The sequence below is a fragment of the Chryseobacterium oncorhynchi genome, assembly GCF_002899895.1.
Classification (GTDB): Bacteria; Bacteroidota; Bacteroidia; order Flavobacteriales; family Weeksellaceae; genus Chryseobacterium; species Chryseobacterium oncorhynchi.
In genome coordinates, this window is sequence record NZ_PPEI02000002.1 from 711,185 (window position 1) to 727,778 (window position 16,594).

The 16,594-nt window shown below is 36.5% G+C and carries 7 protein-coding genes; 3 read left to right on the forward strand and 4 right to left on the reverse strand.

Annotated elements, in window-relative coordinates:
• The gene (locus tag C1638_RS08850) at positions 1–1,098 is read right to left on the reverse strand and encodes a Nif3-like dinuclear metal center hexameric protein (RefSeq protein WP_109620133.1); all 1,098 of its coding nucleotides are present in this window, start codon (positions 1,096–1,098) and stop codon (positions 1–3) included.
• Between the two features lie 61 nt (positions 1,099–1,159).
• On the opposite strand from C1638_RS08850, the gene C1638_RS08855 reads away from it, so the two are divergent.
• Together C1638_RS08855 and C1638_RS22300 are read left to right on the forward strand one after the other, a co-directional pair.
• Positions 1,160–1,987: an ion transporter gene (locus C1638_RS08855; protein WP_109620135.1), complete on the forward strand. Its 828-nt coding sequence runs from the start codon at positions 1,160–1,162 to the stop codon at positions 1,985–1,987.
• Positions 1,988–2,030: 43 nt separating this feature from the next.
• The gene (locus tag C1638_RS22300; RefSeq protein WP_164463094.1) at positions 2,031–2,189 is read left to right on the forward strand and encodes a hypothetical protein; all 159 of its coding nucleotides are present in this window, start codon (positions 2,031–2,033) and stop codon (positions 2,187–2,189) included.
• 186 nt (positions 2,190–2,375) lie between these two features.
• Here the strand turns inward: C1638_RS22300 and C1638_RS08860 are convergent, their stop codons facing one another.
• The 3 genes from C1638_RS08860 to dnaE form a co-directional block, all read right to left on the reverse strand.
• Positions 2,376–5,165, reverse strand: a complete 2,790-nt coding sequence (locus tag C1638_RS08860; RefSeq protein WP_109620137.1) for a T9SS type A sorting domain-containing protein — start codon at positions 5,163–5,165, stop codon at positions 2,376–2,378.
• 125 nt (positions 5,166–5,290) lie between these two features.
• Positions 5,291–8,788 (reverse strand): T9SS type A sorting domain-containing protein, encoded by a 3,498-nt coding sequence (locus tag C1638_RS08865; RefSeq protein WP_109620139.1) that lies wholly within the window; start codon positions 8,786–8,788, stop codon positions 5,291–5,293.
• Positions 8,789–9,120: 332 nt separating this feature from the next.
• Entirely contained in the window at positions 9,121–13,788 is a 4,668-nt protein-coding gene (gene dnaE, locus C1638_RS08870; protein ID WP_109620141.1) for a DNA polymerase III subunit alpha, read from the reverse strand.
• A gap of 270 nt (positions 13,789–14,058) precedes the next feature.
• On the opposite strand from dnaE, the gene C1638_RS08875 reads away from it, so the two are divergent.
• A complete protein-coding gene (locus C1638_RS08875) occupies positions 14,059–16,200 on the forward strand; it encodes a S8 family peptidase (protein WP_109620143.1) in 2,142 nt (713 codons plus the stop codon).
• Positions 16,201–16,594 lie beyond the last annotated feature (394 nt).

A 16,594-nucleotide genomic window follows, 5' to 3' on the forward strand; every position in this document is an offset into this window, starting at 1 on the left:
TTAAATGAAATAATTTACTGGGTTTGTTTTTTCAATAGATTTTGAAATTGCAAATGTACTAAATTTTTGTGACAAAATTTCAAATAATTGTTGAGTTACAAATTGTTCTGATTCATAATGTCCTATATCACAAATCATCATTTTGGACTCTGCCAAGAAATAGTCGTGGTATTTGATATCTCCGGTAAGGTAAGCATCACATTTCTTGGAAACTGCAGATCGGATTCCGCTGGCTCCGGACCCTCCCAGAACCCCTACTCTTTTAATTTTTTTGTTGTTGAAAGAAGAATGTTTTATCACTTCAAGACTGAATTTTTCTTTTACAAATTTTAAGAAATCCTTTTCGTCCATCTCTTCTTCCAGGTCACCATACATCCCCAGTCCGGTATGATGATTTTTATTATCCAGGCTATATATCTGATGGGCAACTTCCTCATACGGATGAGCATTTTTCATTGCTCCGATGATCTGGCCTTCTTTATAGGTTTCAAAAATTACGGAAATCATATCTTCATCAGCATTTTCGCGGATATTTTGCTGCCCGGAAAAAGGATTTGAACCCTCTATTGGTCTAAATGTTCCGTTTCCATTGATTGTAAAGCTACATTCATCATAAAACCCTATATTACCTGCTCCTGCAGCAAACATAGCTTCTCGTACTTTATCAGAATGCTCCTTTGGAACGAAAACGGTAAGCTGTTTTAAGTTCTTTTCTTTTGGCTGAAGGATTTTCATATTCTTCAATCCCAGTTCACTGCATATTCCATAATTGACTCCAAAGAAATCATTATCAAAAGCTGTATGAATGGCGTAAATGGCAATTTTATTTTCAATAGCCTTTAAAACCGCTCTTTCTACATAGTTTTTTCCTGTCAGGGACTTTAACCCTGAAAATATAATGGGATGAAAGCATACAATCAGATTACAGTTTTTCTCAATTGCTTCTTCTACAACATTTTCCAATGCATCATGACAAACCAGAATTCCGGAAACGTTACGATCCGGAACACCACACAGTAATCCTACGTTATCAAAATCCTCTGCTTGCTGTATGGGAATCAGCTTATCTATTTCTGCAATTACTTTTCTTATTGTCATTTTATTCTGTATGTTTGCTACGAAAATAACGATAATTTGTTAATTTTAAAAAACATTAAAAATGGAAAGAGAGCATAATCTTGTTCCTGAAGACAAACTTTGGAAAAGATTCCTTTACCGAATAATTTATCGCTCCGATACCAGGCTCGGAAAACTCTTCGATATCATATTACTATCCTTAATCCTTGCAAGTACTGCCATTATTATGATGGAAAGTGTACCTCAGCTTGATAAAAGATTTCATTATACCTTTGTGATTCTTGAATGGATTATTTCTATTTTTTTCACTGCTGAGTATTCCATGCGGATTGCCGTGATAAAAAATAAACGCAACTATATCTTCAGTTTCTTCGGAATTATTGATTTTCTTGCTCTGGTTCCTTTCTTCCTTAGCTTTTTCTTTCCGATTACGAAGTATTTCCTGATCTTCAGAATGCTGAGAATGCTGAGAATATTCAGGATCTTCAACTTATTGGACTTTATGAATGATGGTTATCTGATTGTAAGAGCATTGAAGAACAGTTCAAGAAAAATTTATATATTTCTTTTGTTTCTGATCATATTCTCGGTTATTGTAGGCTCGCTGATGTTTATGGTAGAAGGTGGCCGTCAGGGTTTTGAAACTATCCCACAGTCGATTTACTGGGCTGTAGTAACGGTAACTACCGTAGGATATGGTGATGTGTCTCCCATTACTCCAATGGGGAAATTTTTCGCTGTTATTCTGATGCTTGCGGGTTATTCTATTATTGCTGTTCCTACTGGAATTGTAACGGCAGAAATGCGAAACAAAAGACAGAACCTGGAAATGATCTGTGACCGTTGTGGTAATGAAGATATTGATGATGATGCAAGATATTGTAAGCAGTGTGGCAAGAAATTAGCTTGATATTAGGTATTAGTTTAATTTATTCACCAAATACCACAAAATCATGGAACCAAAAAAGAAAAATAAACCCAATAGTTTAGTGATTATTCTTTTCGCACTTATTGCGCTGATGATTATCATTTATTTTATTCTTGTGATGTTCTTCCCAACTGTTTTTGATCTTATGAACACTGGGGATATACAGCCAGTACCTAATAAGTAGTGAGTAATAATAAATAAATTACAGATCGTGATCTGTTTATCAATAAAAAGAAGAGTGGAAATTTCCACTCTTCTTTTTTTAGTTTTAAGAACCTTATCAGCTAATTGAACTCTTACTCTTCTTGAAATCTTTTCCATAAAAAAGACGGATCAAATGACCCGTCTCTCTATTTCAATAATTTCTCAATTATTTCTTAATTGCTTTAACCGTCTGCTTAGTTCCATCTTTCATATTCAGAACTACTAAATACATTCCTTGCTTTAAGTCTCCTAAATGAAGAACAGAAGAAGGATTTTCAATAGTTTTTACCAATCTGCCGGAAACTTCCAGAACAGAAATAGATTTTACAAGATCTGCTTTTGAAATATTCAATACTTCTGCAAATGGGTTTGGATATACCTTAATATCATTCTTAGCTTTAGATGTTTCTGAAGTTCCAAGATTTTCTTTATTAATAGTAATCGTAAAGGTTTCTTCCAGTTTATCTTCATCATCAGAATAATGTCCTACATTCACATGGTACACAGTTCCTGCAACCGTTGCCACTGATACTGTTTCGGTAGTACCTCCACCACCGTTATCAGCAGTAGCTACACAAGTTAAATTATCACAGCTTCCGCTGAAAACTCCAATTTGAGGATCGAAGCTACTTCCTGCAGGCATTGACACCGCAATTTCGTGAGCTGTACCATCTCCTGTGAAAGTAAACCAAGTACCATCATTCATTGGATTATTTGAACAAGTAGTAATGAATCCACCGTTATTAGTAGCTCCAGCTGCATCAGCCTGAGTATAGCTATAAGGGAATACAGATGCCATCAACGCACCAGCACAAGCATCATTTACCGGAGGAGGAGGCAACGTTCCTACACATATCTTAAAGCCAATTGCCGTTTCTGTTCCACCATAAGTGTAAACTCTTACATAATAAGTACTTCCTGCAGTAAGGCCAGAAGCAACACCTGATAGAGGATCTGAGCATAGAACACTTACTAAGGCATCACAACTTCCGCTGAAAACCTGGAAATAACTATCTGTAGTTTGACTTGTACCAAGAGAAACAACATCGCTTAATGTAATAGTATGGCTAGCTGCAGTTGCTGTAAATTTAAACCATACATCATCATCAGGATTACCATAACAAGGAGCAGGAACCAGACCAGAATCTGTTGCACCAAGTGTATGACCAGAAGTAACTGTTCCACAGTTCATATTTGGATTTACTGTCAGCGTAACAGCACTCGCACAATCATCGTTTGTTGGTGGCGGAGGTAATGTTCCTACACAGATGTTGAAACTTTGAGCTCTTCCTGTTCCTCCATAACTATAAACTCTTACATAATAAGTCTCACCTGTGTTAAGACCAGCAACAATTGCTGATTCAGGATCTGAACATAAAATGCTTGTCAAACCTCCACAGCTTCCGCTGAAAACTTGGAAATAAGTATCTGTACTTGTACTTCCTGTTCCTACTCCAACAATATTTCTAAGTGAAATAACATGAGAAGCTGCCGTTGCAGTAAATTTATACCACACATCATCATCAGGAGTACCAAAACAAGGGGTTGGGTCTAAACTAGAATCTGTTGCTGAAAGTGTTGTACCAGCGGTAACAGTCCCACAGTTCATATCAGGATTTACTGTTAAATTAATAGCAGCAGAACACTCATCGTTTGCTGGAGGCGGAGGCAATGTTCCTACACAGATGTTGAAATTTTGAGCACTTCCTCCATTACCATAGCTATAAACTCTTATATAATAAGTACTCCCTGCAGTAAGTCCGGTTGCAGTTGCTGTTTCCGGATCAGAACATAAAATACTGTTTAAAGTAGCACAATCACCACTGAAAACCTGGAAATAAGTATCTGTACTTGAAACTGTTCCTGCTGAAACTACATTCTTAAGTGAAATAACATGATTTGATGCAGTAGCTGTAAACTTATACCACACATCATCATCAGGAGTACCAAAACAAGGATCTGGAGTCAATCCGGAATCTGTTGCAGAAACCGTTGTTCCTGCAGTAACAGTTCCACAGTTCAGATCTGGGTTTACTGTCAGATTTACTGCAGCAGTACAGTTATCATTGGCCGGAGGAGGAGGTATTGTTTTAAATTTCACATCGGTACAACCGGAAGATTCACCACCTGTCCCAACTGAAATCACTTTAAGGTAATAAGTAGTATTAATAGCAAGAGGAGCTGCCGGAGTGAAGCTGGTTGTAGTTACCACTTGTTGATTCGCGATATCTGTTCCTCCCGGAGTAGTTCCAATGGAAACCTTATAACTTGTAGCCCCTTGTGACGCAAACCAAGTAATGGTAGGAGACAATGGTACCAAGGTTGCATTGTTTGCTGGATATGATACAGCAGCACAAGCAGGTATTGCACTTGGAGTAAGACCCATAAAGCTTATGACTGATCTATATCCTAATGATGTTCCAACTGGTGGATCGGAAGGATCCGGATCTTCAAAATCACTTGAATAAGCAATAGCTCTATCCTGCACTGCATTATATACAGAAAATACTTCATCATCATCATAATCAGACATATTTTCATCTATGGCAAGCACCAGGTTCTGAATATTGTTATACGCAAATGGTGTAGCGAAAGTAATCTCTACCACTCCGTTTGAGTTTGAAACAGTTCCAGCAAAAACTTGAGTCATCTGTGCAAGAGGAACCCAGTTGCTTCCAGATGTAAAATTAGTTTTTGTAGTATGACCTAGATAAACAACCCAATCTGATGAATTGTCTATTGTTCCAGCAGGGTCCAGATAGAATTTAAGACCTGTAATATTTCCTGCAGCATTTGCATTAATTTCCTGCTTTGTGAAAATTTGTTGGGTATAGGAATACCCGTAATAGGTATTGACCGGAGCATTTCCGATGGTTGTACTACCTTCACCTAATGTGATTTGAGCACTAAGAATCATGCTTACTGTGAGCAAGCACAAGAGTAAGATTTTCTTCATATTTAATTTTTTTAAGGGGTTATTACATTTGCCAAATTAATAATAATTTAAACACAACCTTAAAAAAATATTAAAAAAAAGCAGCAACTATTTAGTTACTGCTTTAAATACTTATATTATTCGGTTTATTTCTTAATTACTTTAATCACTTGTCTTGATCTGTCTTTCATATTTAATGTCACTAAATACATACCTTGTTTCAAGTCTCCCAGTTGAAGAACTGAAGAAGGTTTTTCTATGGTTTTCACCACTCTTCCGGCAAGATCAATAATATAAACAGACTGAACGTTGGAAATATCAGAGATATTCAGAACATCAGTAAAAGGATTAGGATAGACTTTAATCTCTTTCATTTTCTCAGCAACTACAACTTCAGATGTCGCCAATAGACTGCTCGTAACATTGATATCAAAGTTACCCTCCGAACTATCTAGTGTTGGGGAATAATACCCTACATTCACATAATATACAGTTCCTGCAACAGAACTGAAAGTAAGGGTCTCAACATTATCAACTGCAGCTGCTTTTTCGTCTACTGTACCTACACAAACAAAAGCTCCACAACTTCCACTATATACAGATACTCTATGATCCCAGCTTGTAGTACTCTTCGCAGAAACAGTGATCTCTCCTCCGTTCCCAGTAAATTTAAACCACATTCCATCATTACCTCCTGAACATGTTGTAATAAACCCAGTTCCATTCGTAGCACCTACTCCATTAGTCTGTGAATACGCATATGGGAAAGATGTTGCAAGCAATGCTCCTGAACAGTTATCATTTGCTGGCGCAGGATTCGCATTTACGGTGAATGTTCTTTCAGCACAAGCTGTTGAGGTATCCGTATTTACTTTATAATAATATTTAGTTCCTAATGTTAATGGAGCCGTAACGGTATATGAAGAAACGTTTCCAATATTTACATTATTCATAATATCAGACCCACCTGCTGTTGTACCAATAGTTAAGGTATAATAAGCTGCTGCCGGCATTGCATTCCATTTTATGATAGGATTTATTGGTTGAAGCGTTGCAGCGTCTGCAGGATATGTCACAACCGGACATGCTCCCTGAGTCGTAAAGTTATTTATGGTACAAGCAGTGCCCGTAAGCGTTCCGGTATATCCTATTACTGTATAATAATATTTAGTTGTAAATGCTAAAGACGTAGCAACAGTATACGAAGTAACATTCCCTATATCTACATTATTTAAAATATCAGTTCCTCCAGAGGTAGTTCCCATCGTAATTTTATATCCTGTAACTCCCGTGATTGCTCCCCAAGTAATGGTAGGAAGCAGAGATACACCTGTTGTACCTGAGCTAGGTGAAGAAATTGAAGGACATAAAGTGGATGTCGTAAAGTTTCTCTCTGTACAAGCAGTTCCTACTGTACTTCCTGAATATGCAATCACTTTATAATAATATTTCGTACCGAATGCTAAAGGTGTAGTAAGAGTATAGGTAGCTGCAGTTCCTACATCTACGTTATTCAAGATATCACTTCCGCCTGCGGTAGTTCCCATGGTAATTCTATATCCTGTAACACCTGTGATCGCTCCCCATGTAATGGTTGGTAGTATTGAAACTCCGGTTGCAGAAGAACTTGGCGCTGAAACAGTAGGACATAAAGTGGATGTTGTAAAGTTTTTCTCTGTACAAGCTGTTCCTACCGTGCTTCCTGAATATGCGATTACTTTATAATAATATTTCGTATTGAATGCTAAAGGTGTGGTATGAGTATAAGTAGTTGCATTTCCTACATCTACATTATTCATGATATCGCTTCCACCTGCGGTAGTTCCCATCGTAATTCTATATCCTGTAACTCCGATTATTGCATCCCATGTAATAGTTGGAAGCACAGAAACTCCGGTTGCTGAAGAACCTGGTGCTGAAACAGAAGGACATAAAGTAGCAGTTGTAAAGTTTCTATCTGAACAAGCTGGCCCCATTGTGCTTCCTGAATAAGCAACAACTCTATAATAATACTTCGTATTGAACGCTAAAGGTGTAGTAAGAGTATAAGTAGATACATTTCCTACATCCACATTATCCATAATATCATTTCCTCCAAGCGTAGTTGACATATTAATTCTATATCCCGTAACTCCAGGTATTGCACCCCATGTAATAGTTGGAAGTACAGGTACTCCAGTTGCAGAAGCACTAGGTACAGAAACAGAAGGACACAATGTATTTGTTGTAAAGTTTCTCTCTGTACAAGCTGTTCCCTCTGTACTTCCTGAGTAAGCAATCACTTTATAATAATACTTAGTATTAAAAGACAAAGGTGTAGCAAGAGTATAGGTTACTACATTTCCTACATCCACATTATCCATGATATTATTTCCTCCAGCGGTAGTTCCCATGGTAATTCTATATCCTGTAACTCCGGAGATTGCACTCCAAGTAATAGTAGGAAGTACCGATACACCACTTGCTGCTGAGCTAGGTGCTGAAACAATAGGGCATAAAGTAGCTGTTGTAAAGGTTCTTTCTGTACAACCTGAACTCACAGAGGTAGGGCTATAGCTATTAACTGTATAATAATATTTTGTATTAAATAGCAATAGAGTTGTAAGTGTATAAGTAGTAACATTTCCTACATCTACATTATTCATAACATCTGTACCACCAGCTGTACTTCCTATTGAAATCTTATAGCCCGTAGCTCCTGATACTGACGACCAGCTAATAGCAGGAAGTGCTGATACACCTGTTGCTGCTGAAGAAGGCGAAGAAACGGTAGGACAACCAATATTCAAAGTCAAGAAAGAGCTTTCTGAACATCCGGTATTATTCCCAAGATTGTTGGTAGGAATTACCTTTACATAATATGGTGTTGAATAGTTCAGCGCATTTGCAGCAGGAATAGTATAACTAAGAGCATTTCCTACATTTACATTATTCAATATATCAGTTCCACCAGAAGTAGTTCCTACATTAATTAAATATCCGGTAGCTCCCGCTGCACTGTTCCATTTCAGTGTAGGAGTTCTGGACACTCCTGTTTCTGCTGCCGCAGGTGCCATTAGCGTGGTACATCCAGGAGTCGTAGTGATAGGCTGACTCATTTTGATGTCATCAAATCCTATATAGAAATCTGATGGAGAAACATAGTTGGCTGTAATTCTGAATTTAAAATCCGCCCCCGCTGGAATTATCCCTGCTGGAATTGTTCCTGAAACAGTAGTACACGGAATTGGAGTTGCATTGGGGCTGTCAAGATTGACAGGAGCAACCAATGTAGTCCAGTTGGCTCCGGCATCAAGAGAATACTCTGCTGTAAAGTTCCCCTTGATAGCCCCAGTGGTAGAAAATCCTTTAGCAGCATACTTGAATGAATAATCAAGTGCCAGACCATTTGAATTGAGAGAAGAATAAACAAGGTTATAGGATGTAATATTGTTATAAAGGTTCCTATACGCCATATTTACACCTGCGCAAGCAGAACCACCAGACCACATCCCTATCGATAAGGTTTGTGAAGCAGTAGCCGGCAATGCCGAAGAGGTCCACCCGGTGGGTATTGATGATCCCTCAAATCCCTCGTCAACGAGAATCTGTGCCGAGGCTCCCATACCAAGAGCCATCATACACATCAGTAGAATTTTTTTCATAAATAGTAATAATAATAGTTAAGGCGGTAAAAGTAAATAATATTTGAATAAATATCATAAAATATTAAAAAATACTGATTATTAAAAAACCAATAAGCTTTATCTTTATCAAAAAACTAAACATGTATTTAAATATAATATGAATTTAAAAATCAAATAATAAAACACAACGAATTATATATCAGTAACTTAAATTACAACACAACGAATTCCTACCTGTACAATAATTACTATTTAACATAAAAATATATTTTAAAAAAAACATCTCGTATTGATTCATAAAAACAAAAAAAGTGGCAAAAAGCCACTTTTCAATCAATTATACTATAGATTTAGTTCAAATAGAACTCATACTTATTGAGTAATTGTATTTCTTTAATCAAATCTCCATTTAAATCTACGGAATGTTTCATAGACTGAACTTCAATATGAGAGTCGTCATCAATATTCTTAATGAAGAACTTTAATTTTTGACTTCCTTTATTTCTATCCAGCACTGTTCTGAAAAAGTCAAGATCTTCCGGCCTTACATCCATCACATCCATCACAAGAGAAATACTTTTAGCAAATCTTTCAAAAGCTTCCTGAAGCTCAATCACATCATTTACATTCACAAAAACGCGTCCGTCTTTTACCTGAGCAAATTTTATTTTGAATATAACAAATCTCTGAACTTCAAGTTTTTCTTTCAACCTCATATAATCCCTATCTCCCAATCTGAAAGAATAAGATCCTGAATAGTCCTCCAGAGTTACAAAAGCTACTTTTTCACCACTCCTGAAACCATCCTGAACTCTATATTCTGTAATCAAACCTGCAACAGTGTACTCTTTTCCACCACCGCCATTTTCTCTTTCTTTCTGAAGTGTTTTCCAGTCTTTCTTTTTTTCTTCAAATAATTCTTCGGGCTTATTGGCAAAAGCCTGTTCCTTATATGCATCCACCTCATCAAGGTTTAAGAATCCAAAAATACCCTTTGGCTCTGCTTTTTTCGTCACCTCTTCCACTACTTCCTCTTCCCCCACAGACAATTCATCAGAAACAATCTCTACAAGATCCGTAGTTTCATCTTGTGAATCCTGTTCCAATACAGGAGCCTCATCTGTAGTTGTTTTTTCTTCTTCATCTTTTTCCAGAACAGACTTTTTGGAAAGTCGTCCCTGCATAAACTGGAATTGATACTTAAATTCATCTAGTGGGTGAGCAGAAAGATAAAATCCGATAGTTTCTTTTTCTTTATTTAATTTATGCATATTTGGCCATTCCGGACAAGGGGCTAATTTAGGTTGCTCAATCTGCACTTCATCGGCAAAGTCGGCAAACAGAGAGTGTTCCATCTCATTTTTACTTTCCTGAAAGCTTTGCCCATACCTGATTAGTCTTTCCAAGTTAGTTCTTCCTGCCATATCAATATCGAAATACTGACCTCTGTGAAAAGAACCTAATTCATCGAAAGCTCCGGCCACCACTAAGCTTTCCGCTACCCTTTTATTCATATGGGATGGCATTATTCTTTCAAAAAAATCATAGATATTTTTAAATCTTCCGTTTCCGCGTTCTCTGGTAATCGCTTCACTCGGCCCCTCACCAATTCCCTTGATCGCTCCTAATCCAAAACGAATTTGTCCTTTCTCATTTACTGAGAATTTATATTGAGATTCATTCACATCAGGACCTAAGACATCAACTCCCATACTCTTACAATCCTCCATAAACATGGTAATTGAATCTGTATTGTTAATGTTATTACTCATTACACTTGCCATATATTCGGCAGGATAATTTGCTTTTAAGAATGCAGTCTGATAAGCAATAAAGGCATAACAGGTAGAGTGAGATTTGTTGAATGCGTATTCAGCAAATGCTTTCCAGTCATTCCAAATTTTCTCAAGCCTTTCTTCATTCAGATTATTCTTTCTGCCTCCTTCAATAAATTTAGGATACATTTTATTAAGAACATCAATCTGCTTTTTACCCATTGCCTTTCTCAGGGTATCTGCCTCACCTTTTGTAAAGTTGGCCAATTTTTGGGATAAAAGCATTACCTGCTCCTGATAAACGGTAATTCCGTAGGTTTCCTGTAAATATTCTTCTGTTTCCGGTAAATCGTATACAATCTCTTCTACTCCATGCTTCCTGTTAATAAAGTTTGGAATATACTTGATCGGACCCGGACGGTATAATGCATTCATGGCAATAAGGTCAGCAAAAACCGTAGGCTTAAGCTCTCTCATATATTTTTGCATCCCGGGACTTTCATACTGGAAAATACCAACTGTTCTTCCTTCTTTAAATAATTGATAGGTCTTAGTATCATCCAAAGGAATTTCATCTGGATCAATATCCAAACCATACCTTGCCTTTACAAGCTTTAGAGCATCTTTAATGATCGTTAATGTTCTAAGCCCAAGGAAGTCCATTTTCAGCAGACCCGCGCTTTCTGCTACTGAGTTATCAAACTGAGACACCAAAATATCAGCATCCTTAGCTGCAATAGTCACAGGCACCAGATTACTCACATCTTCCGGTGTAATAATTACACCACAGGCATGAATCCCAGTATTCCTGATACAACCCTCCATCTTTTTAGCACTCGCTAACACTCCATGGCGTGAATCATCAGGGCTTTCAAGAACATACCTCATCTCATCGACAAGCATTTGTTCTTCAGGTTTTAATTTGTCATATTTTGCTAAAGCCTTTGCAATGTTCATCCCCGGACTCGGAGGAATCAGCTTAGCAATATTGTTTGTATCAGGAATAGGAACATCCAAAACTCTTCCGGCATCTTTAATGGCAGATTTCCCCCCCAATACTGAATAAGTAATAATTTGTGCTACCTGAGTTTTTCCATATTTTTCAACTACCCATTTGATAACTCTATCCCTTCCCTCATCATCGAAGTCAATATCAATATCGGGCATCGAAACCCTTTCAGGATTCAAGAATCTCTCAAAAAGGAGGTCATATTTAATAGGGTCAACATTCGTAATTCCAATACAATAAGCTACAGCAGATCCGGCAGCAGATCCTCTTCCGGGACCCACCCAAACTCCCATATTACGGGCTTCATTACAGAAATCCTGTACAATAAGGAAGTATCCCGGATAACCCGTATTAGCAATAACCTCAAGCTCAAAGTCAAGACGTTCTTTTATTTCATCGGTAATTCCCGTTTCTACATATCTTTTCTTTGCCCCTTCATACGTAAGATAGGTAAGATAAGCCATCTCACCGCGCTTCCCACCATCTACCTCATCTTCTGCATGAATAAACTCTTCCGGAATATCAAACTTTGGAAGAAGTACATCCCTTTTTAATGTATAAGGTTTAAATTTTGCAAAAAATTCTTCATAGGCTTCAAATGCATCAGGATACGCTAAAAAGGCTTCTTTTATTTCATGAGAATTCTTCATGTAATATTCTCCGGTTGAAAGACCTCTTCTCTTACCAAATCCTTTTCCGATAGGAGTTGAAAGCTTTTCACCATCTTTAATACAACTTACAATATCCTGAATATTGGAGTCATCTTTATTGCTATAAAAAGTTTGGTTTTGAGCTAAGATCTTAACATTATATTTATCTGCAAAATATAAGAGAACTTCATTCAAATGCTCTTCTTCAGGTAATTTATGGTTTTGAAGCTGAACATAAAAATCATCTTCAAAAGTATCTTTCCACCATTTGAAAAGCTCCTCTCCTTTTTGTTCACCTGTATTTAAGATAGCATCAGGAATATCTCCAAGAATTCCCGAAGTTAAAGCAATAATCCCCTCTTTATACTGAGCTATTAATTCTCGGCTTATCCTAGGAACCCCGAAATAAAAACCTTTCAGAAATCCAATACTCGAAAGTTTCGCCAGGTTTTTATACCCGTTAAAATCTTTTGCTAAAAGCACAACCTGAGTTCTCCTATCCGGATCATCCTTGGTAAACTGCTTTTGCTCATAACGGTCTGAAATATAAAATTCACATCCCACAACAGGAATTAACGGTTCTGAAACAGGCTCTACATCATTGAACTCTGTTCCATTTTCTTCCGCTTCCTGCTTTTTAGCTAAGTATTCTTTATGTTTTTTTGCTCTGTCCCCATTCGTTCCTTCTACTGCAGAAACAAACTTGAAAGCCCCCATCATATTCCCCAAATCAACCATTCCGACAGCCGGAAAGTTTTCATCAGAGGCCTTTTTAATCAAGTCATTGATACTTGAAGTAGCCGTTAGTGTTGAGAAAACACTATGATTGTCAAAATTGAAATATTTCCCGAGATCAATCTCATCAATACTTCCAAAATCCTGCTGCTTTTTCTTATTATTAAAATCAGCAACCTGTCTACGGATAACAATTCCAAAAGGTTTGATTGGATCAGGATAAAGACTCTTGAAATAACTCAGCTGATCTTCTGATATCTTCAGAATTTCTGCGGGAACTATTCCAATTCTCATCATTTCAAAGAAGACCCTTGCGGTAGCGTTTACGTCCGCAGCAGCATTGTGAGCTTCATCAAATTTACTTCCGTAAAGTTTTTCGTAGAGTTCTTCAAGTTTTGGAGACTTATATCTCCCTCCTCTTCCACCGCCTAACTTACAGTAGTCGGTTCCCAGGATCATTGTATCAGCCTTTGGCTTTTCCTGAAGATTATCTTTTAAATTTTTCCTATAAAATTCTGCTCCTACAATATTGTAGTCAAACTCAACATTGTGTCCGGAAACCACTCTTACTCTTTCAAGAACTTCAGAAAATTCTTCCAAAACTTCTTGAAGATCACGCCCCTCTTCATTAGCAATTTTAGTGGTAATACCGTGAATTCTTGCCGCATTAAAGGGAATGTCATACCCCTCAGGTTTTATTATATAATCCTGATTTTCAATTAAATTACCATTATCGTCATGCACCTGCCAAGCAATCTGTACCATTCTCGGCCAGTTATCTGAATCTGAAAGTGGTGCGTTAAAATTTTTAGGTAAACCGGTTGTTTCTGTGTCAAAAATTAAATACATGTAATTTTCTAACTTTTTTATAAAAAAGAGAATGTAAAGTTACTTCATTTTTTTCAAAAAATAGTCTAAAACAACAATACAAACAACAAACATCATTTTAAAAATTCGCAAATAAAAACCGTTTTAAATAATACATAAAAACAACCTACACTAACGAATAATATAAAAATTTTAATCAAAAATAATATTTAATCATTAATAACTCCACTTATTTAATTATTTTATCATATATTTGATGAATTACAATTTTTTAATATTTTACTAACCATTATGAAGAAACATTTACTTTTGGTTGGCACTTTAGCTATTTCAATGCTAAGTGCACAAAACAATGAGGGACTAAAAAGAGAGTTTGAAAAACAAAACAAAGAGAACAGCGCAAAGTTTGATTCTTATGTTGCGAAAAACTTTGGAGCAAACAGAAACCCAGAGGCTCTAAAAGAGCTTTTGGAACAAAGAAGTAATTTAGCTGGATTCACTCCAGATGGCAGACCTTATTTTCGCCAGTCTGAAGATATGGATCAAATTAAAAATGCTAATGCAGATTTTCTTCAAAACGGAACAATCACTGGAATTACAGGAGCGTTTAATGGAGAAAATATAAAATTTACTGTTTTTGACGGAGGAAGAATATATGGGGGACACGCTTTCTTTGATAACATACCTGGTGGAAGAATTACCAGTAAAGAAGCAACTACAATGAACTATAGTGCTCACGCTACTTCCGTTGCCGGGTTTATAGGAGCAAGAGCACATACCCAAACACTTAATTTTACTGATGGTACTTCCAAAACAGTAAACTTCCAAGGGATAGCAAAAAATTCAACAATGGATTCTTACGCTTTCCGTGATTCTGTTTTACCTGGAAATACTGCTTCTAGCAATGTATTTCAGAAAATAGTAATTGCTCAGCCAAAAATATCTAACCACTCTTATGGAATTAATCTAGGATGGGCTGACAAAGTAGTAAATGGAGTTGACGCACTAGTATGGAACGGAGATTTTACAAGTCCTAGTTCTTCTCGTGATTTACAAGGTACTTATCTTGATAATGACCAAAATTATGACGCTATTGTATACGCCAACCCATCATACATTATTGTAAAGTCTTCAGGTAATTATTTCGGAACGGGGCAAGAATATTCTACTCCACCTGCTCCACCTACACCAAGATACTATATGCAAGGTAATACTCCGGTTGCATTTGCTGCTACGGATGTACTACCTCCTGTAAACTGTAGTCAAGGATTTGACTGTATCGGAACAGGTTCACTAGCTAAAAACATTATTGTTGTAGCTGCTACAGATATCATTACAGCCAATGGAGGAAGATATCTGACAGCCGCTAACGTTGTTCACTCTGACTACAGTAGTGCTGGTCCTAGAGATGACGGAGGTATTAAACCAGACATTTCAGCTGTAGGAACAGGAGTAGGAAGTGGTTCAACAGCAGAAAACACAACAGGAAGTAATGGTTTAACAGTAGGTAGCGGAACATCTTATTCAGCGCCAGTAGTTACAGGTATCATTGGTCTTTGGACTCAAATCAACAAGCAATTATTTGACAATACTGAATTAAAAGCTGCTTCTGCAAAAACGTTAATGATTCACTCTGCTTCTGAAGCAGGAAATGTAGGTCCAGATCCACATTTTGGATGGGGATTCATTAATGCAAAAAAAGGTGCTGAATTATTAGTTGGAAAATCTAACAATAGTGTTATTTTTAAAGATGAAACTCTAAATAATGGTACTACAAACACTAAAGTAGTTAAGGCGTCCGGGACTGAACCTCTTAAAGTAACTATTTCTTGGATTGATCCAGAATTCAAAATTTCTGAAGATCTTAGCTGGGATGAAGCTTACAACAACAGAAGTTCAAGACTAGTAAATGACCTGGATTTAAGAATCACAGATACTACGAACAATACAGTATATATGCCTTGGAAATTAAATGCAACAAGTCCAATGACACCTGCAACCAAAGGAGACAATACTGTAGATAACGTAGAGCAAGTAGTTATTGATGCTCCAGTAGCAGGAAGAACTTACAAAATTGAAGTTTTACATAAAGGAACATTAAAAAACAATGCTACGCCAAGTGCAACTGCTCCTCAAAACTATTCAATCATTGTAACAGGACACAACGAAGTATTAGGAACTAAAGAGTCTGCTGCAAATGCTTTAAGCAACCTTGCTGTAGCACCATCCATTACTAAAGATGTGACAAACATTTTAAATGCTCCTAAAAAATCTACATTCAATGTATATGACCTATCTGGTAAGAAATTACAGAGCGGAAATATCAACAGTGATAAGGAAGCAATTAACTTATCATCATATACAAAAGGTGTTTACATCATTGAAGTAAAAACTGAAAAAGATGTTGTTGCTAAAAAAGTGATTAAGGAATAATCCTATAGCACATAAAAAACCTAAACAGGCCATTGATAAAAATCGATGGCCTGTTTTATTTGATATATAGCCTTATTTTTATCAATAAATCTATTTAAAGCTTAGATTCGGTTAGTGGTTTATTAGACCTCAATTTAAACTCCATAATAGTAGATCCTTTAATTTCAATTATTCTATTTTATTCTGACTATCACATCCTCTATTTCACTAATAAAACACCAAGCAAACAAACAGCTAATAAACAATGTTTTACAAAAGAAATTCATCTTATTAAAACATAAGACAACAAAGAAATTCCTGTGAAAAACAATTAACGAATAATCAATAAATACATTAATTTCTTACAAAATACTAACAGTTGTTAGTATTTTGTTTTTTTATGTATATTTGCTTT

Coding starts and splice junctions, on each gene's coding strand:
- C1638_RS08855 (WP_109620135.1), top strand. CDS start 1,160: ATGGAAAGAGAGCATAATCTTGTTCCTGAAGACAAACTTTGGAAAAGA.
- C1638_RS08875 (WP_109620143.1), top strand. CDS start 14,059: ATGAAGAAACATTTACTTTTGGTTGGCACTTTAGCTATTTCAATGCTA.
- C1638_RS22300 (WP_164463094.1), top strand. CDS start 2,031: ATGGAACCAAAAAAGAAAAATAAACCCAATAGTTTAGTGATTATTCTT.
- dnaE (WP_109620141.1), bottom strand. CDS start 13,788: ATGTATTTAATTTTTGACACAGAAACAACCGGTTTACCTAAAAATTTT.
- C1638_RS08860 (WP_109620137.1), bottom strand. CDS start 5,165: ATGAAGAAAATCTTACTCTTGTGCTTGCTCACAGTAAGCATGATTCTT.
- C1638_RS08850 (WP_109620133.1), bottom strand. CDS start 1,098: ATGACAATAAGAAAAGTAATTGCAGAAATAGATAAGCTGATTCCCATA.
- C1638_RS08865 (WP_109620139.1), bottom strand. CDS start 8,788: ATGAAAAAAATTCTACTGATGTGTATGATGGCTCTTGGTATGGGAGCC.